This window comes from Bacillus sp. AFS031507, from assembly GCF_002584635.1.
Lineage (GTDB): Bacteria > Bacillota > Bacilli > Bacillales > Cytobacillaceae > Neobacillus.
This window is the reverse complement of sequence record NZ_NUOW01000060.1, coordinates 1-18630: the sequence shown is the minus strand read 5'-3', so window position 1 is coordinate 18630 and position 18630 is coordinate 1. Positions and strand designations below refer to the sequence as shown.

Sequence of the window (18630 nt, the reverse complement as noted above, 5' to 3'; positions counted from 1 at the left end):
TTAGCGATTTCGTTCTTCTCTTGCTTCCGAAGCATAAGAATCGTCCCCCACGCTATAGAGGAGGACATTATGTACAAAAATGAACCAATCTTTTTACAATCGGTTTTTCAAGAAAGAATTTGGGGCGGACAAAAATTAAAAACAGAATTTCATTATGATATTCCGTATGAGCAAACAGGAGAAGCATGGGTGATCTCTGCTCATTCTCATGGGCCAAGTATGATTGCAAATGGTCCACTTGCAGGGAAAACTTTAGCCGATGCCTGGAACGAGCATGGTGAGCTTTTCAATAAACAACCTGAAAATCAGGAAGAGTATCCATTACTTGTGAAAATTCTCGATGCGGCTGATGATTTGTCTGTTCAAGTACATCCAAATGACCAGTTTGCCCGTGAAGTAGAAGGTGTACCCTATGGAAAAACGGAATGCTGGTATGTGTTGAGCGCGGAAAAAGATGCGGAGCTTGTACTAGGCCATCATGCCCGTTCACATGAAGAACTAGAGCAAATGGTTGATGAAGGTGAATGGGACAAGCTTTTAAGACGCGTGAAAGTAACGGCAGGTGATTTTGTCTATGTTCCTAGTGGTACGATTCATGCCATCGGAAAAGGAATTGTCATTCTCGAAACACAACAAAGCTCGGATATCACGTATCGTGTCTATGATTATGAGCGAAGGGATTCTGCTGGTAATAAACGTGAATTACACTTAGAGCGGGCCAAACAAGTAACGACGGTTCCCCATCAGGATGCTATCGTAGTACAAACTAAAATGGTGATTGGTGATTTGGTTGAAAAGAAACTTGTAGAGGAGCAGTACTTCTCCGTATATCGTTGGAATTTGAACGAAAAGCATCTCATAAATTAACACAAGACTTTTTACAAGTGAGCGTGATTGAGGGGAAAGCAGCGATCACCATTGCTGGTAAGTCTTTTCAAGTAGAGAAGGGCAGCCATCTTCTACTGCCTCATAGGATTGGTGAGTATTGGTTGGAAGGTCAAGCTGAATTTATTGTTTCGCATGTTTGACTCCGATTTGGTACAGGTCATGCAGAGGGACGGTTCCCTTGTTGATGAATTTTCCTAAAAATATGACATAGAAAGAGGAGCACCAACCTAGATGGTGGTGCTCCTCTCCCTTAAATTAAAATGCTGCCACTTTTTCTTTTTCATTCCTTAACTTTTCAAGTTCCTTATTGAGCTCTTCATCGCTTACATAGTTATTGTATGCCGCATCAAACTGAGCTAACGGTGCCGCAATCTGATTTCCTGCCTGTACTTCAGCTTTTATCATTAGAATTCCCTCTTCTGCACGGGCCACTCCTCTGGCAATATCATCGGTATTAAAGGAAACCGTTGCTTTCTGAATTTGTTTCATCGACTGAGCCACATTCGCCCGTGACGCTAACAAGATTTTCTTCTGCTGCATTTGGTTATACGTTTCTTTTAGCTGGTCCAATTTTTCAATGAGGATTTGAGTTTGTCCCTTAATCGACGCAAATTGGTCCACATATAGTTGTAACGTTTTTTCTTGGCTGAGCTTTTCTTGCACCGCCAACTTTGCGATTTGTACATCACCTTGTTCAATCGCTAGTTTTGCCTGGCGGGTACGCTTGTCCACCAATGATTTGGTTTCCGTGATAAGTGCTGCTTGTTTTTTCTCTACAAAAATTTGTCTTGCTAATGCTTTCTGACCTTTTGCAATTTCCTGTTCCATTTCCCTAGAATACTCATTTAGCATCGCAATCGGATCTTCAATTCCATCTAATAATCCATTAATATCTGCACTGCAATTGTCTTTAATCTTTTAAAAATACCCATTTTATTTATTCTCCTTTACTCCATGGTCACTGTTTGTTATCTTGGGGCTGACTTATCATTTATTGCTTAAAAGTTCCACCGATTGCCGACCAGATCTCATTTGTGGCAGCGAGTAGCTGATTAGGCAATTCCATATCAAAACTAAAAGGCAGACTTATAAAATTTAGTGCAAAAAAGCTCCCAGCTAATACGGTCTGACCAAACAGGATAATTCCCAAAACAACGGCTGGAACTAATTTCGTTTGAACCAGCGCCGCCTTTCTCTTCGGGTTGCTTCTCGACATAAACGCTTGTTTACACACCTGAACCGCACCAATAATAGATTGAACAAATAGAACCGAGGCTAGGAATATACTCATATGAACGAGCACCATTTCGAAGTTAACATTCACAGGTAAAACCGTTTCATAGCGGAAATAGACGGGCAAAGCCAATAGGACAGCAATGGAAAGTCCCCAGATCACGCCAAATGGGTTGCGAATCCACAACAATAAGGCAAGAACACTAAGCCCTAAATACAGATAAATAACCAAATGATGGTGACCTCTCGATACTAAATAAAACAATCCAATTGCTGCCACCAAAGCACCCGTGTATCCTGCATACGAAATTAGCGCTTTTTTAAAGGGGGAAGTATGAGTCCCGGTTGTCTGGCCTGAACCATCTCGATGCAGATGGATTTTACCACCTTCCAAGCAAGCACTGATCACGAGATGGACCAAGTTGTGGAAATGGGCTAAATAAACCCTGATAATAGGAAGCCCGCTCCCCACCAACGCTACACCCAGGTAAATAAGAATCAGCGTTGTCATATTCAATCTAAACCCTCCTCTCTACGCTAGATAGAATGAGAAGCACCAGACCAAAACGGTGGTGCTTCTCAAACTTGAATTATAAGACCGCCACTTTTTCATACTTCAACTTTTCAATTTCCTTATTGAGCTCTTCATCGCTCACAAAGGTGCTGTTTGCTGCTTCAAACTGAGCTAATGGAGTCGCAAATTGATTGCCTGCCTGAACTTCTGCTTCCATCATTAAGATCCGCTCTTCGGCACGGGCCACTCCTCTCGCAATATCATCAGTATGGAAGGAAACCGTCGCTTTCTGAATTTGTTTCATCGACTGAGCCACATTCGCACGTGAAGCTAACAAGATTTTCTTTTGCTGCATTTGGTTGTACGTTTCCTTCAGCTCGTCCAATTTTTCGATGAGGATTTGGGTTTGTCCCTTAATCGACTCGTATTGCTCCTCATAAAGTTGTAGCTGGCGATCATGGTTGAGTTTTTCTTGCACAGCCAATTTGGCCATGGCCTCGTCCCCTTGTTCAATCGCCAGTTTGGCCTGACGAGCACGCTTGTCCACTAACGCTTTCGTTTCCGAAATGAGTGCCGCTTGTTTCTTCTCTACAAAAATTTGCCTAGCTAGAGCTTTTTGACCTTTGACAATTTCCTGTTCCATTTCCCTAGAATACTCATTTAACATCGCAATTGGATCTTCGATACCGTCTAAAAGCCCGTTAATTTCCGCCATTGTAATTGTTTTTAATCTTTTAAAAATACCCATGTTATTCATTCTCCTTTTTAGTTACTAAATTTTTTTCCCATTGATCTAAAACGCTAGCATTCTGGTTAGTTACCGGGATATGCGAGCCTACCACAGAAGTGTTAATAAACTGTTGCATCGAAGAAGCTTTCGACTTCTTTCTGAGCCATCTTACGAATAGTACTAGAGCAGCTAGTCCAATAATAAGGAAGAGCCAAGGGAATCCTCCGTCATGGTGAGCGCCATTCATCATCTCACGGCCCCCGCCAAATCCGCCACGGTCTCCCATTTCACCGGGACCATGTCCATGAGGACCTCTGGCATAAGCGCTGTTCCCTCCTAGTAGAAAGTGGAGTACGTTAATCACTAGTACCGTAGAGGCAATGATCACACCCCAGAAAATACCCTTTTTCAATTTTGTATTCATCTCTTTATCTCCTTTCGTTATCTGATGTAATGAATATTAATAGAGAATGGTGAAAACTTGGTGAAAAGAGAAGCTAGTAAGTAAGTTTTTTATTTAGGACCGGAAATCTACTAAAATAAGTTTCAGTTTCTTACTATTAAGCTATTGCTCCTAAATTCGCTCATTAAAACACTAAATTCGCCCATTGAAGCCCAAAATTCGCCCACAAAACTCGAAGACCCGCTCATAAAACTCAAAAATTCGCCCATTAAAGAGACAAGTCGTTTTATAAATCATAAATGCTCAACTATCGAAGTGTAATTTTACACAAAATATCATTTTAACGAGCTCCTTCATGAGTAATAACAACGTTATTTTCGAAAACAGGCAAAAATTAATAGTAATATGGCCTTCACAGATGGCAGACCTGCTTACTACACGTATCCATAGTCAAATTTCGTGTGGTGTCAGGCACCAAAGGTAATCAAAAAAGGCAGAAACCCTTATATTTAGGGTTTCTGCCTTTTTGATTAAAAATTGAGTGATCTAAATCGAGAACGTTCGAGGCGCATCGTGTCACTTGTTTCCTTATCACCTTAACAGATGCAAGCAAAATTCCAAATCCGCATGTAGATGGGTTTTCATTAGCATTTCTGCTTTTTCTCCATTTCTTGCTTTAATGGCTTGGTATATTTGCTCGTGTTCGTCGATTAAATGGGGGCGGTTGTAGAATACGACTGTTTTACGGAAAAGGTAAATGATGGATGACATCCGATCGATAATATCAATCATGACCGGGTTATTACTGGCTCCGACAATAATTTCATGAAACCGCTCATTTGCTTCCATAATTTCCTCGACTGTTCCTGTCTTCCCTATCTCCACACATTGATGTAATGATTGAAGCTCATTTTCTTTTAAATAGGACGCTGCACACTGAGCGGAATAGCCCTCAAGGAGCATTCGTACTTGAAACATATTTCGCAAATCCTTTTCGGACGGCTTCACTACTTTTTTATTCTCAATAAGCCCTTCATGCTCCAACTTTCGAATCGATTCCCGGATGGGTGTTCTACTGACACCTAATTCGGCAGCAATTTTTTCCTCGACAATTTTGGTACCACCAGGAAGTTCTCCATTTAAGATCCTATCACGAAGGATCTCATAGGATTGGTGGGAAGCAGGACGAGAACGATTACTTTCTAACACACTGTTCACCTCTATATCTCTTCAAACCTACATTTATTTTACCAAAATTCTTGTCAAAAAAATACAGTAGACATCCGTTTCGCTATTTTTGTATACGAAAAATAATTATTTGTATACAAAATTTATAAATTCGTGTACAATAATTTTGTAAACGATATCTGAAAGCGATTGCAGTTGAATGAATCGCTTAACTTAAAAGATTTTAAATAGAATGAGGAGGAATTTATCATGGCACAAAAAGTTGGTTTTATAGGTCTAGGAATTATGGGGAAACCAATGGCATTAAACCTAATCAAAGCGGGATTTTCACTTACGGTTAATGATCTAAATCAAGAAGCCGTCCATCAGGTGGTTGAAGCTGGAGCAGTGGCGGCTCATTCTGCGAAAGAAGTAGCAGAAAACAGTGATGTCATTATCACAATGTTACCTGCCTCAAAACATGTTGAAGAAGTTGTTTTAAGTGAAAATGGAATCTTGGCAGGGGCCAAAGCAGGTTCGGTCATTATCGATATGAGTTCAATTACACCTGAAGTCTCACGGGAACTAGCAGCAGCGGCAGCGAAAAAAGGCGTTGGCATGCTAGATGCGCCAGTCAGCGGCGGCGAACCAAAAGCAATTGATGGTACATTAGCCATTATGGCTGGCGGGAAAGAGGATGTTTTTGAAAGCGTTCTGCCGGTCCTCTATGGGATGGGGAAAGACGTGATCTTAGTTGGTGATCATGGCTGTGGCGTGACCGCAAAGCTTGCCAATCAAATTATTGTAAACCTTAACATAGCGGCGATGTCCGAGGCACTTGTTCTAGCAGCGAAAGCAGGTATTGATATTGAAAAAATGTACCAAGCAATCCGCGGCGGACTTGCCGGTAGTGCTGTTCTGGATGCCAAGGTACCATTGATTTTAGACAGAAACTTCGTGGCTGGCGGAAGTATTGCCATCAACATGAAAGATATTACGAATGTAATGGACACTGCCCATGAAATTGGCGTTCCACTTCCATTATCAAGTCAATTGCTAGAAATTTTTCATGCATTAAAGATCGATGGAAAAATAAAAGACGATCATGGCAGCATTGTCCGTTATTATGAAAAGCTTGCCAATGTTGAAGTAAAGAAGGCGTAAACGATGACTGAAACCAACAGAATATCCGCAGCGTACCTAGAAACCGTTCCTGAGGTGGACCGTCAGGCAGTCAATCAATTAGTTACCGAAGCACTAAAAAGCTTAAACAAAAAAATCATCGTCCTCGATGATGATCCAACAGGTGTCCAAACCGTCCATGATATCTCCGTTTTCACGGATTGGTCTGAGGAAAGTATTGAGCAGGGCTTTAACGAAGAGCAGTCCATGTTTTTCATTTTGACAAATTCCCGAGGCTTTACAGCGGAAGAAACCGAAGTGGCTCATCGCGAGATCGCCGCTAACATCTTAACCGTAGCTTCTAAATTAAATCGAGAATTCCTCATTATTAGCCGTGGAGATTCCACACTTAGAGGACACTATCCACTAGAAACGACCGTTTTAAAGGATACACTCGAATCAAGTTCTGAGTTGAAAATAGATGGTGAGGTCATCCTGCCATTTTTCAAAGAAGGCGGTCGATTGACCATTAACAACATCCACTATGTTCAAAATGGTCAAGAGCTTGTGCCTGCAGGCGAAACCGAATTTGCAAAAGACCGGACATTTGGCTATTCCAGTTCACATTTAGGAGAATGGATTGAAGAAAAGTCGAACGGTTTATTTCTTGCTAAAAATACATTATATATCTCACTCGAACAATTACGGGCAATGGAGATTGGCGCCATCACGGAACAGCTTCTTCAGGTAAACGATTTTAATAAAGTAGTAGTGAATGCAATCGACGAAGTCGATGTTAAAGTATTCACGGCTGCCTTAGTACAAGCAATCAACGCCGGAAAGAACTTCCTTTTTAGAAGTGCGGCCGCCCTTCCAAAGGTCATTGGCGGAGTCAGTGATAAAGCTCTGCTAACGAGAGAAGAATTAATAATAGAAGAAACAGGGAATGGCGGATTAGTTATTATCGGTTCCCATGTGAAAAAGACAACGGAACAGCTCGAAAAATTAAAGGAATTAACCACCATTGAATTTATCGAGTTTAATAGTCATTTAGTTTTACAACCAGAGCAATTCAAAGCGGAATGCGACCGCGTGGTAGAAACCACCGAAGCACTGATCCGTTCCGGTAAAACCGTTGCCGTTTATACAAGTAGACAACGGCTCGATCTTGGCGAGAATAAAAAAGAAGAAGAGTTAAAAATGTCCGTGACGATTTCGGATGCGGTAACAAGCATTGTAACGAGATTACAGGTGAAACCGAATTTCCTTGTCGCAAAAGGTGGAATTACCTCCAGTGATGTAGGGACAAAAGGACTAAGGGTAAGAAGAGCAACCGTTGCTGGACAAATTAGACCGGGAATTCCTGTCTGGAGAACTGGGGATGAAAGTAAGTATCCAGGCATGTCCTATGTTATTTTTCCAGGCAATGTTGGAACACAAAGTGATTTAAAAGCAGTGGTAGAGATTTTAAGCACGAAGTAAATTTAACTGATCGATTGGAATGCCTTTCTGGCATTCCACACTTTCAAAGGGGAAAGAGGGAGAAACATGCCAATCGTTTATATTTGTATAGGGGTTGCCCTATTGCTATTATTAATGGTCGTCTTCAAGGTAAACGCCTTCATATCATTGGTTATTGTTGGATTACTTGTAGGGGTTATGGAAGGAATGACGCCAATCGAAGCGATAACATCCGTCACATCCGGTTTGGGCGGAACCCTTGGCAATCTCGTACTGGTTATTGGTTTTGGGGGTATGCTTGGTAAACTAATGGCCGATTCTGGTGGTGCACAACGAATCTCCACCACATTGGTTAACGCTTTTGGAAAAAAACGAGTACAGCTTGCGGCCGTTCTAACAGCCTTCATTGTTGGGATTGCGCTATTCTTTGAAACGGGTGTGGTTGTGTTAATTCCGTTAGTCTTCACAATCGCGGCAACAGCAGGTGTACCAATTCTTTATATTGGGATGCCAGTTATTGCGGCTTTGATTACCATGCATGGCTTTGTTCCGCCACACCCTGGACCAACAGCCGTTGCCGGTGTTTACAATGCCAATATAGGTAAAACATTATTATATGGAATTCTTATCGGTATTCCAGCAATCATTATCAGTGGACCATTATATACAAAAACGTTTAAAAAAGAAGAATTGGAAGTAAAAATTCCAAAAGGACTTTTTAATCCTAAGCACTTTACAGAAGAAGAAATGCCTGGTTTTGGGATTAGTGTATTTACGGCCCTTATCCCCGTCATTCTGATTGCTTTCCAAGCCATCGTTGAAATCACGATGCCTGAATCATCACTTATTCAAACAGCTAAATTTTTAGGTAATCCTGGTATTGCCCTATTAATCGCTGTCATTGTCGCAACGTTTACCTTTGGTTTAAATCGAGGTAAAAAAATGCCAGAAATCATGAACTCGATCACAGAATCAATCAGCAGCATCGCGATGATTCTTTTAATCATTGGGGCTGGCGGTGCATTCAAACAAGTACTCATCGACAGTCATGTTGATAAATACGTTGCCCATCTGATGGAAGGTTCCACCATGTCGCCATTAATCCTCGCCTGGTTAATCGCTGCGATATTACGGGTAGTCCTAGGTTCAGCAACCGTTGCCGGATTAACAGCCGCCGGTATTGCCGCACCACTCGTTGCCTCTGCACATGTTAGCCCAGAACTAATGGTACTAGCAACCGGTGCAGGAAGTATGACCTTCTCTCACGTAAACGATGCCGGTTTCTGGATTTATAAAGAATACTTCAACCTAAGCATCGGTAAAACCATTCGCACCTGGTCAGTAATGGTAACGATTGCATCCCTCGTCGGACTTGCTGGTGTGCTAATTATCAATATGTTCCTATAGGGAGAAGCAAAATCAAAAGACCACCCCCGCGCCGTAGCAGGCAAAAGGGTGGTTTTTTTATATTCAAGATTCTTATTACATAATTATTGGTCCTTACTACATATTTTCAGGCTATTATTACATATTTTTTGACTCTTACTACATATTTTCTAAAACTTACTACATTTGCTGGATATTAATTGGAAATCCTCTCAAACTTCAGATACTTATTACGTAATTATTGCTCCTTACTACATATTTTATGGCTCTAATTACATATAATCCGACTCTTACAACATATTTTCCAAAACTTACGACATTTTCTGGATAATAATTGGTAATCCTCTCAAACTTCAGATTAATACCACACATTATTAGGTTCTAACTTCGCAGCTTCGGAGATTCATTGACTGATATGATGCTAGTTTCGCTGATAAAAGTGGCATTTCCGCTGATAAAATGGTCCAGTTCGCTGATATCCTTCAATCATTCGCTGATAAGCTACTCATTATGCTAATTTTCCCCCTCCAAACTCCCTCATCCGCCTAAAAGTTAGCTTTATTTGCACAAATTGATGCATCAAAAAAATCATACGAATACTATGTTCTATTAAAACTAAAGAAAAAGCAGAAACCCTTAGATTTAGAGAGGGTTTCTACCTTTTTGAATTCTACGGCGTATGGAAATTAGGAGATGGTTATATGGTTTCTTTTATTGGCTCAATAAGAGTATTAACCGGCCGCTTTAATCCCAGATTCTCCCTTAATGTATTACCTGTATATTGTTTTCGGAACAATCCACGTTGTTGAAGGACGGGAATCACGAGATCAACGAAATCATCAAGACCACCAGGTAAATAAGGTGGCATGACATTGAAGCCGTCCGCTGCCCCATTTTCAAACCATTCTTGCATATGATCCGCAATTTGCTCAGGTGTGCCCTTGATTTCCCGATGTCCGCGGGCACCGGCTATCCGTTGATACAGTTTGCGAATCGTCAATCCTTCACGATCTGCAAGATCCTTTAATAATTGGAAACGACTTTTCCCCCCGTTTATCTGATTCAATTCAGGCAAATCTGGAAGGGGCCCATCCACCGGATATCCTGATAAATCAACACTTATCATGCCAGATAAAAGAGAGATCCCCGCTTCTTCCGGTATAAGTTCCTCAAGCAGCGCCTTATTTTCTTCCGCTTCTTCCTCTGTACTACCAATAACAGGGAAAACTCCAGGCATAATCTTCAGGTCCTCTGGTGAGCGACCGTATTTCGCCATTCTTCCTTTTACATCCGCATAAAAGGTTCTAGCTTCTTCAATCGTTTGCCAAGCAGTGAATATAACCTCGGCTGTCCGCGCCGCAAGCTCCTTCCCTGCTTCAGAAGAACCAGCCTGGATCACAACAGGATGCCCTTGCACCGGGCGGGAGATATTTAATGGACCAGCTACGGAAAACCATTCACCTTTATGATTAATGGAGTGTATTTTGGATGAATCCGCAAATTGGGCTGACTCTTTATCAATAATTAACGCATCATCCTCCCAACTATCCCACAACTTCGTGACCACATCGACAAACTCTTCAGCCCGTTCATACCGTTTTTCATGAAGGAGCTGCTGTTCTAAATTAAAATTTTGAGCTTCTACGTCAGTGCTTGATGTGACAACATTCCACCCTGCACGACCGCCGCTCAAATGATCAAGAGAGGCGAACCTGCGGGCAACATTATATGGCTCATTAAAAGTAGTAGATACCGTTCCTACAAATCCGATATGATTTGTCACAGCAGAAAGGGCGGATAACAGGGTAAAGGGTTCAAATAACGTATTCACAGTTTGGCCCAGTACCGTTTGATTTTTCCCTCTCACTGCATAGTTATCTGCAAGAAAAACCATATCAAACTTTCCACGCTCTGCTGTTTGGGCTAGTCTTTTGATAAAATCAAAACTCATGGTTTGATGGGATTCCGCTTTTGGATGACGCCAAGCTGCGACATGATGTCCAGGAATCATAAAAAATGCTCCTAATTTCATTTCCCGATTATTTTGAGTCATGTTTCATTCCTTCTTTCCTTTATTGTTGATTTGAATTTGTTTTCCAGCTTGAAAATTTTCTTTCTAAGGATACCAATAGATAATTTATGGCCACACCAAGCAATGAAATCGTAATAATACCTGCATACATTTGCGTAATTTGGAAGTTCTGTTGCGAATAATTAATAAGATATCCCAAACCTTCCTTAGCTCCAACCATTTCGGCAGCAATCAACACAAGAATGGATGATGATCCAGCCATACGTATTCCGGTAAAAATAGTCGGAATGGAAGCTGGCAAAATTATTTTATAAAATAGCCGGTAGGAGGGAAGAGCCATGGATTTGGCGGCCTTAATGAGTAAAGGATCTACATTTCGAACAGCATTGATCGTATTTAAAAGAATCGGAAACGTACAAGCAAAAAAGACGATTGAAACTTTAGATGTTTCTCCAATCCCAAGCAGCAAAATAAAGACAGGTAATAACGCTAAGGCAGCTGTATTACGAAACACCTCTAGCACCGGATTTAACAATTCACTTGCCAGTGGATACCACCCAATGATAAGCCCCAAAGGAATGGAAACGAGGATCGCCAACCCAAATCCGAAAAGTGAACGGAGAATACTGGCCTGAAAGTGGGCATACAGATCACCCGAAATCACTAATCCCCACCAACTCTCTGCTACTTTTGTAAATGGCGGAAAGAATGTGGGATCCACTAACCCCATTCGGGGAGCAATCTCCCAAAGGATTAGTAAAAGCAAAATGACAATAGATTGTTTTACAAGACTTTGCACCCAATGAAAAGAAAAACGAATCCGATGGGATGTTTGCATTGGCGCTGTGAACGATTTACCAAAATCAGACATTTCCTCACCTCTTCTATAAAATAATTGAACTTTGTTAAGCTGATTGATCCTTATTCTCAACTTTTTGCGCTTTGACTACTTCTTCTCGAAGCAAATCCCAAATTTGGTGACGTGCATTTGCAAATGCTGTTGTCGAACGTAAATCTTCTTCGTGACTGGTTGAATGAAGCGGATTATCAATAATTTGTTTAACCGTTCCCGGTCGGGAAGTCATGACGGCAACACGCTGTCCAAGATACACCGCCTCATCAATCCCATGTGTAATGAAAACAATGGTTTTTTTCGTATGTTCCCAGATTCGAAGTAATTCTGTTTGCAAGGTTTCACGCGTCTGCGCATCGAGTGCAGCGAACGGTTCATCCATTAACAACACTTCAGGGTCAAACGCCAAACTTCGGGCAATAGCCACACGCTGCTTCATTCCACCCGAAAGTTCATGCGGATAACGATCTTCGAAACCCGATAATCCAACCAGTGACAAAAAGTAACGAGAAATTTCAGCCCACTCCTTTTTAGGAACACCTTTTGATTCTAAGCCAAATTCAATATTTCCTTTAGCTGTCTTCCAAGGCAATAGCGCATACTGCTGAAAGACAATTCCCCGATCTAAACCGGGTCCCTCTATCGGTTTTCCATCCAATAATATCCGTCCGGAGGTTGGTTTCGTCAACCCGCCTAAAAGATCAAGCAAAGTTGATTTTCCGCATCCTGATGGGCCTACTAATGAAAGAAACTCTCCACTATTCACCGAAAAATGAACATTTTTAATGGCTGTAAATTCTTTAAGCGCTCCCTTTCCTTGATTTAAATCCCTTACTTTAAAAACCTTACTGACATGTTCAAACTGAATTTTTGCCGTCATCCTCTCACCTCTTTACTTTTTTTCAATTTCACCCTTATAAGGATTAAATTCATTGGTATACAAATTACTTAGTTTCACTTGGCCATCTTTGAACTCACCATTTTTCTTTAGCCAATCGACCCAAATTTTAAATTCCTTACCCTGAATAACTCCACCTTTCTCCGCAATACCTGTACTTTTCCAATATTGCACCGTGTTTGTATCTTCCTTGCGCCCCCGTTTCTTAATAATGGATTCATAACGGGCTATCACTTCTTCTCGCGAATGGGTCTGTGCCCATTCAATGGCTTTTGCTGTAGCCTCAACAAACTTTTTCACCGTATGTGGATTTTGTTTAATGAATTTTTCGGTAAAGACATAGCCGCCTGCTGTAAAAGGACCCAACAAATCATAATCACTAAAAAGCTTTCTGATCCCCCCATTTTTCACAGCCAGATCCCCTAACATCCCAGTCAAAACAGAGACATCAATTTGTTTTTGTCGCAGTGCTTGCTCTGTACTTACCGGTGGCAGAACAACTAAAGTCACTTTCTTAATTTCTTCATCTGTGAGTCCATTTTGTTTTAAATATTCTTTTAAAACGAATTCAGCATGAGCTCCCATTGTGTTCATGCCAACCTTCTTTCCAATTAAATCGCGCGCATTTTTTATCGAACTGTCATTCAATACATAATAGCCGGTATATGTATCCTTATCACTGCCGTAATAACCAATGACCGATTTTATAGGTGCTCCGCTCGCTATCAATTTGGCAATGGCCCCGTTAAATGCACCGCCAAAGTCGGTTTGACCGGTAGCTGCGTTTTGAATAGAGGCAGGCCCGCTTGTTTGATTTCCGATCCATTCAAGTTTAATCGGACCAAGATAGCCTAAATCCTCTGCTAACTCTGGATAAGTGACCGAACCCACCGATCCTTCATACCTGAGTTTCAGCGTTTCATACGCGCCATTTCCTTTTGTTTCTATAGCTCCTGTCTTTTTCTCCTGGCATCCAGCCGAAATAACAACTGATAATACAATTAAAAATAAAAGTGCCTTGGTTCTCCAAATCTTCATAACGGGCCCCTACCTTCTCTTAAAATTAAAACCAACCGATCCAATCGAAAAATCCATTACCAGCCACGAGAAAAAAAGTCTGATCAAACGTTCACCTTTCTACAGGCATGCCTTTTTCTCGATAAAAAAAACCGGAGACATTTCTTTAAAAAGAAAAGTCTCCGGTTGACCGGTTAATTAAATTCTGGATTTCCTATTGGGTTACTTGGTTTTCACTTATATTACCAATTCAATTTTCAGTCGTCAACGAAAAATTTAAAATAAAGTTAATTTTTTTAAAAAACTAAAAAATCAAAATTAGTTATTGACAGATGTTTTCCAGAAAATTAAAATCACATTAAGCCGATATGAATTATATAAATTAAATTTACAAGCAATTGAATTGCTGACCAGTCACCTGGAAGCCAGAGCTATTATGCTCTGGCTTTCTTTCGTCTTATCGGTCCATTATTATAGCTGGCTTTTACGGCTAAAAACAAGGAGGAAATAAAAATGAGTAATGTCAAAGAAGTTCAAAATGAAGCAGGAATTGTAGTAAGACCCGTGGCTGGACGTATTGGAGCAAAATTATCAGGTGTGAAACTTTCCGGAGAACTAGACTCCACTACAGTTAAATCTATCCGTGAAGCGCTGTTAAAGTATAAGGTTGTTTTCTTCCGTGATCAAAATCATCTGGACGATCAAGGACAAGAAGCCTTTGCACAACTACTTGGTAATCCAGTTGTTCATCCAACTGTACCAGCAAAAGATGGCACAAACTATATATTAGAACTTCATTCCGAACATGGCGGCCGAGCCAATTCATGGCATACAGATGTAACATTTGAAGCAGCTTACCCAAAATTCTCCATTTTACGTGGAGTGGAGATACCAGAGGCAGGAGGTGATACCGTTTGGGCAAACACGGCTACGGCCTATGAAAATCTTCCAACAGAATTACAAAATCTGGCGAATCAATTATGGGCAGTCCATACCAACGCTTATGATTATGCAGCAAAACATCATAATGTTTCGGATGAAGCGATCAAACGCCATGACGAAATCTTTACTTCTACCCTATATGAAACCGAACACCCAGTTGTCCATGTACATCCTGAAACCGGAGAGCGCCATCTTCTACTCGGTCATTTTGTTAAAAATTTTACCGGGCTTTCTTCCACCGATTCGGCTCATTTATTCTCCATCTTACAAGGACATGTAACACAACTCGAAAATACGGTACGATGGAAATGGAGAGCGGGAGATGTGGTCATTTGGGATAACCGCGCCACCCAGCATTACGCAGTGAATGACTACGGCCATGCACAAAGAGTGGTCCGAAGAATAACCATTGATGGAGACGTGCCTATTAGTTTAGATGGTCGCCGCAGTGCCACAAAAACAAAAATTAGAAAGAATAAATAAGTTTCTTCTATCCTTTGAAGATAAAGTAAAGGTAATCATGATCCCAAAATGGGACAGCTTGGGAAAATGGAATTTCCACGGTAAACCCCTCAGAAAATTAAAAGCCTAAATTCTCCTTTTAAAATAGGGAGAATTTAGGCTTATTCACTTTCAACCAAATATAGGAAGGCCGCTACTGATGCCTATTTGTTTTTTGACAGAACTTGCGGAATATCGGGTGGTGTCAGGCACCCGAAGTTCAGTGGCTAGCTCTTACTCGACGGGTATCCCACCCACTATATGTTACGACCTAGACTCGGTCGCTCTGACAGGCACCGAATCCTATTACTTCTAAATTCGCTCATAAAAACACTAAATTCGCCCATTGAAGCCCAAAATTCGCCCATAAATCTCGAAGATTCGCTCCTTAAACTCAAAAATTCGCCCATTAAAGGGGCAAGTCATTTTATAAATCATAAACGCTCACTATTAAAGTGGAATTTTACATAAAATATCATTTTAACGAGCTCCACCATGACTAATCCTCTCAAACTTCAGACCTTTTTACGTAATTATTGCTCCTTACTACATATTTTCATGCTCTTATTACATATTTTTTGACTCTTACTACATATTTTCCAAAATTCACGACATTTACTGGATAATAAATGGAAATTACCTCTAACTAAGATTAATACAACACAATTATGGGTTCTTATTTCACAGCTTCGGAGATTCATTGACTTATAAGATGCTAGTTTCGCTGATAAAAGTGGCATTTCCGCTGATAAAAGTCGGTTTTCCGCTGATAAAATGGTCCAGTGCGCTGATATCCTTCAATAGTTCGCTGATAAGTTACTCATTGTACTAATTTTCCCCCTCCAGGCACCCACATCCGCCTAAAAGTTAGCTTTATTTGCACAAACTTGGCAATATGTTGTATCTATTTTAGAATAAAAAGGAGAAATGCTAGAACTGTATGATCGAAACCATGTTGGAAAAGCAGCATGGTTTTTTATATTGTTACCGGGAGTTTTCAAATTCCCTTATAAAAGGGAATTTCTTTTGCTCTAACGTTCGAATTTTCTGGTATAATTTCATTTTAAGAATACAATTTGAACATAGTAAGGGGAGTTTAATTTGGAAGGTTTTATTGGATTGGTTTTAAATATAATCCTAACGATTTATTTAGTGATTGATTCTCGTAAGCATGGTAAAAGCCCCATCCTTTGGGGAATTCTCGGATTCATTTTTGGGTTGATCGCTTTGGGTATTTATCTAATAAAAACAAATCGAAAGGTCATCGGTTGGATTATCACGATTATTAGCATAATAGGTTATTTAGCCTTACTCTTAGTCCTAATATTAGGTGCGGCCCTTATACTCGGGGGAGGATTTTCTTAAAATAAAAATGAAAGCTCCACAGGGACGGTTCAGGACCAGTGATAAGTCCTCTTTATGTGTAAAAGATACGGATCATCTACCATATGTAGATGATCCGTATCTTTTTTCTTACTATTTACGAGTAAAACACACGTTTTTTTATTGAAGTAATTACTTTTTCAGCAGCCCCGGTCTAAGTTTCCTCATCTATGAGAAAAAAATTTAACAGAGGTAACTTTTGTATAAGCTATGAAAAATTTGTCCATCCTGATCATATAAAAGATAGGTTAGGAGAGTGGAGAACTTGATAATGTTTTTTCCGATAAATAGGGGTGATTTTCAATGAGCACAGAAGAATTGAATAAAATTATTACAGTTAAGAAGATGGATTTAGAGGAATGTGAGCAAGAACTTAACAGTCGTTACTACCCTTCAATAGTGAGAGTAGCAATGATGAATTACATTTTAGTCCTACAGGAACAATTGGAAAAGTTTAATCATGCAATTGAGAAATAATTACTATTTAAAAAGAGAAGTCCAGGTTAGGGTGTGCTGCGAACGCTGACTGACTTCCTCTTGTTTTTTTTCGAGGCATTATTTGTGAAATAGCCACGATTTTTACCACCTTTTCATTATTATTTACCACCTTTCCCCTACTACACAAACGTTTAATTAATAGTGGCCTCAGCACGCTCCCTTCCTGACTTTATCCCTTTAAAAGTATAAAAAGAATGTCGAGGTCTGTCTTCAACAATGACTCTTTTAAAAAGGGACCTTGTTTAGCTACTGAACCAGGGTCCGTGCCCAAATCCATTATTGTGACTAGTTGCTTATTTTCCTCTAGTGAACTTAGTTTGGGGAAATAATCTAGAAAGTTATTAAAATTAGTGCAAATGTACCAGAACACATCATATTTGTATTGCAATTTACCTAATAATACCCTATTATGGAAATTAGATTTCAATATAGGGAGTATGAAAAATATGAAAAAGTTGTTTACTATTTTACTTTCTTTGGGATTAGTTGTGGGGCTATCCTTCAGTTTGACTGATTCTGCGGAAGCACAGGTAAAGATTAAAACTTACCCAAACTGTACTGCTTTGAATAAGGATTTCAAAGGTGGAGTGGCAAGAGCATCTAATGTTAAAAACAAAGGGGGGAAAACTAAGTACAAGCCATACGTTTCAAAAGCGCTGTATGACGCTAATAAGAAAAGTGACCGGGATAAAGATTTTATTGCATGTGAGCGATAATAGGTATAAATATCAAAAGGAGGGCTGATCAGTCCTCCTTTATTTTTGGTTGTTTCTGAGAGATGGGTGCACTTTAATGGTTCGTAATAATTCTCTTCAATGATTTGTAAGTCACATACTACAACTCACTAGGTTGCTTGATAGGTATACGACTTTTTTTATTATCAAGAAATTAGATAAAATATCTGACTATCAGATTTGCTATTTTTTAAAAAACCTTGGTAAATATGCTTTGTGCGCCTCTAGCATTTCGTCTACAATAGCTACAGCCACTTTATCGTTAGCAACAAGCGGATTGATAGTCAATGCAACGATTGCTTTTTCACGACTTCCTTCTACCGCAGCCTCAATTGCCATCTGTTCAAAGATTTAATCATTTGTATCAATCCTCGAACTGGAACTGGCATTTCTCCCATCGTTAATGGATCCGGACCATCCTTCGTAATTACACAGCTAACTTCAACATTACAAAATTGGATTAATGGATCGACTTATAACAACAGATGACCTCAATGGAATTGATGAAGAAAAGTTGTTATTGATAATTGACTATAAAAAAACCACCTTAAAAAGAATAATTACTCTCTTAAAGGTGGCTGTTATTAAATGAATGTCGATAAGATTAAAAAGGAACAAGCGAATCGTATCTTCGCTAAAAAAAATGGCTCCGCAGGTAGGACTCGAACCTTCGACCCTCTGATTAAAAGTCAGATACTCTCCTAGCTGAGCTAATCCTCCAATATGGTGACCCCTACGGGATTCGAACCCGTGTTACCTCCGTGAAAGGGAGGTGTCTTAACCACTTGACCAAGGGGCCATATTAAATTTGAACAAAAAAAATAACCCTAAAGGGTTAGCCTGGCAATGTCCTACTCTCACAGGGACG

General features: G+C 40.2%; 16 protein-coding genes, 1 tRNA gene and 2 pseudogenes. 8 read left to right on the top strand and 11 right to left on the bottom strand.

Annotation, left to right across the window (positions count from 1 at the left end):
* Positions 1–69: 69 nt before the first annotated feature.
* Positions 70–1028, top strand: a pseudogene (manA, locus tag COE25_RS28485) (mannose-6-phosphate isomerase, class I).
* 115 nt (positions 1029–1143) lie between these two features.
* On the opposite strand, the gene COE25_RS28480 reads toward manA, so the two are convergent.
* From COE25_RS28480 to COE25_RS28460, 5 genes are all read right to left on the bottom strand, one after another.
* On the bottom strand, positions 1144–1803 hold the full coding sequence (locus COE25_RS28480; RefSeq protein ID WP_098935053.1) for a PspA/IM30 family protein: 660 nt from the start codon (positions 1801–1803) through the stop codon (positions 1144–1146).
* 76 nt (positions 1804–1879) lie between these two features.
* The gene (locus tag COE25_RS28475; protein WP_142354529.1) at positions 1880–2632 is read right to left on the bottom strand and encodes a M50 family metallopeptidase; all 753 of its coding nucleotides are present in this window, start codon (positions 2630–2632) and stop codon (positions 1880–1882) included.
* 79 nt (positions 2633–2711) lie between these two features.
* Positions 2712–3383 carry a PspA/IM30 family protein gene (locus tag COE25_RS28470; protein WP_180247648.1) on the bottom strand — a complete coding sequence of 224 codons (672 nt, stop codon included), beginning with the start codon at positions 3381–3383 and terminating at the stop codon, positions 2712–2714.
* A 1-nt stretch (position 3384) separates the two neighbouring features.
* On the bottom strand, positions 3385–3789 hold the full coding sequence (locus COE25_RS28465; RefSeq protein ID WP_098935050.1) for a hypothetical protein: 405 nt from the start codon (positions 3787–3789) through the stop codon (positions 3385–3387).
* A gap of 570 nt (positions 3790–4359) precedes the next feature.
* Complete coding sequence (locus tag COE25_RS28460; protein ID WP_098935049.1) at positions 4360–4986, bottom strand: GntR family transcriptional regulator; 627 nt, start codon at positions 4984–4986, stop codon at positions 4360–4362.
* Between the two features lie 219 nt (positions 4987–5205).
* Here COE25_RS28460 and garR point away from each other — a divergent pair, with 219 nt between their 5' ends.
* The 3 genes from garR to COE25_RS28445 all read left to right on the top strand — a co-directional run bounded on the left by garR (position 5206) and on the right by COE25_RS28445 (position 8925).
* A complete protein-coding gene (gene garR, locus COE25_RS28455; protein ID WP_098935048.1) occupies positions 5206–6099 on the top strand; it encodes a 2-hydroxy-3-oxopropionate reductase in 894 nt (297 codons plus the stop codon).
* Between the two features lie 3 nt (positions 6100–6102).
* The gene (locus COE25_RS28450) at positions 6103–7539 is read left to right on the top strand and encodes a four-carbon acid sugar kinase family protein (RefSeq protein ID WP_098935047.1); all 1437 of its coding nucleotides are present in this window, start codon (positions 6103–6105) and stop codon (positions 7537–7539) included.
* A gap of 66 nt (positions 7540–7605) precedes the next feature.
* Positions 7606–8925: a gluconate:H+ symporter gene (locus COE25_RS28445; protein WP_098935046.1), complete on the top strand. Its 1320-nt coding sequence runs from the start codon at positions 7606–7608 to the stop codon at positions 8923–8925.
* A 676-nt stretch (positions 8926–9601) separates the two neighbouring features.
* On the opposite strand, the gene COE25_RS28440 is transcribed toward COE25_RS28445, so the two are convergent.
* Genes COE25_RS28440 through COE25_RS28425 form a run of 4 tightly spaced genes read right to left on the bottom strand, consistent with a single transcriptional unit; the run spans position 9602 to position 13725 of the window.
* Positions 9602–10957, bottom strand: a complete 1356-nt coding sequence (locus COE25_RS28440) for an LLM class flavin-dependent oxidoreductase (RefSeq protein WP_098935045.1) — start codon at positions 10955–10957, stop codon at positions 9602–9604.
* A 19-nt stretch (positions 10958–10976) separates the two neighbouring features.
* Positions 10977–11807, bottom strand: coding sequence for an ABC transporter permease (locus tag COE25_RS28435; protein WP_098935044.1), 831 nt, complete (start codon positions 11805–11807; stop codon positions 10977–10979).
* 34 nt (positions 11808–11841) lie between these two features.
* Positions 11842–12669, bottom strand: a complete 828-nt coding sequence (locus COE25_RS28430; protein WP_098935043.1) for an ABC transporter ATP-binding protein — start codon at positions 12667–12669, stop codon at positions 11842–11844.
* A gap of 12 nt (positions 12670–12681) precedes the next feature.
* On the bottom strand, positions 12682–13725 hold the full coding sequence (locus COE25_RS28425; protein WP_098935042.1) for an ABC transporter substrate-binding protein: 1044 nt from the start codon (positions 13723–13725) through the stop codon (positions 12682–12684).
* Positions 13726–14217: 492 nt separating this feature from the next.
* Between COE25_RS28425 and COE25_RS28420 the strand changes: the two genes are divergently transcribed.
* The 4 genes from COE25_RS28420 (at position 14218) to COE25_RS28405 (ending at position 17744) form a co-directional block, all read left to right on the top strand.
* Positions 14218–15129 carry a TauD/TfdA dioxygenase family protein gene (locus tag COE25_RS28420; protein ID WP_098935041.1) on the top strand — a complete coding sequence of 304 codons (912 nt, stop codon included), beginning with the start codon at positions 14218–14220 and terminating at the stop codon, positions 15127–15129.
* Positions 15130–16248: 1119 nt separating this feature from the next.
* Positions 16249–16512 carry a hypothetical protein gene (locus COE25_RS28415; RefSeq protein WP_088089984.1) on the top strand — a complete coding sequence of 88 codons (264 nt, stop codon included), beginning with the start codon at positions 16249–16251 and terminating at the stop codon, positions 16510–16512.
* Positions 16513–16833: 321 nt separating this feature from the next.
* Complete coding sequence (locus COE25_RS31140; protein ID WP_179195973.1) at positions 16834–17007, top strand: hypothetical protein; 174 nt, start codon at positions 16834–16836, stop codon at positions 17005–17007.
* Between the two features lie 467 nt (positions 17008–17474).
* On the top strand, positions 17475–17744 hold the full coding sequence (locus COE25_RS28405; RefSeq protein WP_088089985.1) for an excalibur calcium-binding domain-containing protein: 270 nt from the start codon (positions 17475–17477) through the stop codon (positions 17742–17744).
* Positions 17745–17945: 201 nt separating this feature from the next.
* Here the strand turns inward: COE25_RS28405 and COE25_RS28400 are convergent.
* Positions 17946–18208, bottom strand: a pseudogene (locus COE25_RS28400) (family 4 glycosyl hydrolase); the annotation flags it as partial.
* A 278-nt stretch (positions 18209–18486) separates the two neighbouring features.
* A tRNA-Glu gene (locus COE25_RS28395) sits at positions 18487–18561 on the bottom strand.
* Positions 18562–18630 lie beyond the last annotated feature (69 nt).

What these genes read in the sequence shown, in the direction of transcription:
- COE25_RS28430 (WP_098935043.1), bottom strand. Translation starts at nt 12,669, where the DNA reads ATGACGGCAAAAATTCAGTTTGAACATGTCAGTAAGGTTTTTAAAGTA.
- COE25_RS28440 (WP_098935045.1), bottom strand. Translation starts at nt 10,957, where the DNA reads ATGACTCAAAATAATCGGGAAATGAAATTAGGAGCATTTTTTATGATT.
- COE25_RS28475 (WP_142354529.1), bottom strand. Translation starts at nt 2,632, where the DNA reads ATGACAACGCTGATTCTTATTTACCTGGGTGTAGCGTTGGTGGGGAGC.
- COE25_RS28420 (WP_098935041.1), top strand. Translation starts at nt 14,218, where the DNA reads ATGAGTAATGTCAAAGAAGTTCAAAATGAAGCAGGAATTGTAGTAAGA.
- COE25_RS28450 (WP_098935047.1), top strand. Translation starts at nt 6,103, where the DNA reads ATGACTGAAACCAACAGAATATCCGCAGCGTACCTAGAAACCGTTCCT.
- COE25_RS28465 (WP_098935050.1), bottom strand. Translation starts at nt 3,789, where the DNA reads ATGAATACAAAATTGAAAAAGGGTATTTTCTGGGGTGTGATCATTGCC.
- COE25_RS31140 (WP_179195973.1), top strand. Translation starts at nt 16,834, where the DNA reads ATGAGCACAGAAGAATTGAATAAAATTATTACAGTTAAGAAGATGGAT.
- garR (WP_098935048.1), top strand. Translation starts at nt 5,206, where the DNA reads ATGGCACAAAAAGTTGGTTTTATAGGTCTAGGAATTATGGGGAAACCA.
- COE25_RS28425 (WP_098935042.1), bottom strand. Translation starts at nt 13,725, where the DNA reads ATGAAGATTTGGAGAACCAAGGCACTTTTATTTTTAATTGTATTATCA.
- COE25_RS28445 (WP_098935046.1), top strand. Translation starts at nt 7,606, where the DNA reads ATGCCAATCGTTTATATTTGTATAGGGGTTGCCCTATTGCTATTATTA.
- COE25_RS28405 (WP_088089985.1), top strand. Translation starts at nt 17,475, where the DNA reads ATGAAAAAGTTGTTTACTATTTTACTTTCTTTGGGATTAGTTGTGGGG.
- COE25_RS28470 (WP_180247648.1), bottom strand. Translation starts at nt 3,383, where the DNA reads ATGGGTATTTTTAAAAGATTAAAAACAATTACAATGGCGGAAATTAAC.
- COE25_RS28435 (WP_098935044.1), bottom strand. Translation starts at nt 11,807, where the DNA reads ATGTCTGATTTTGGTAAATCGTTCACAGCGCCAATGCAAACATCCCAT.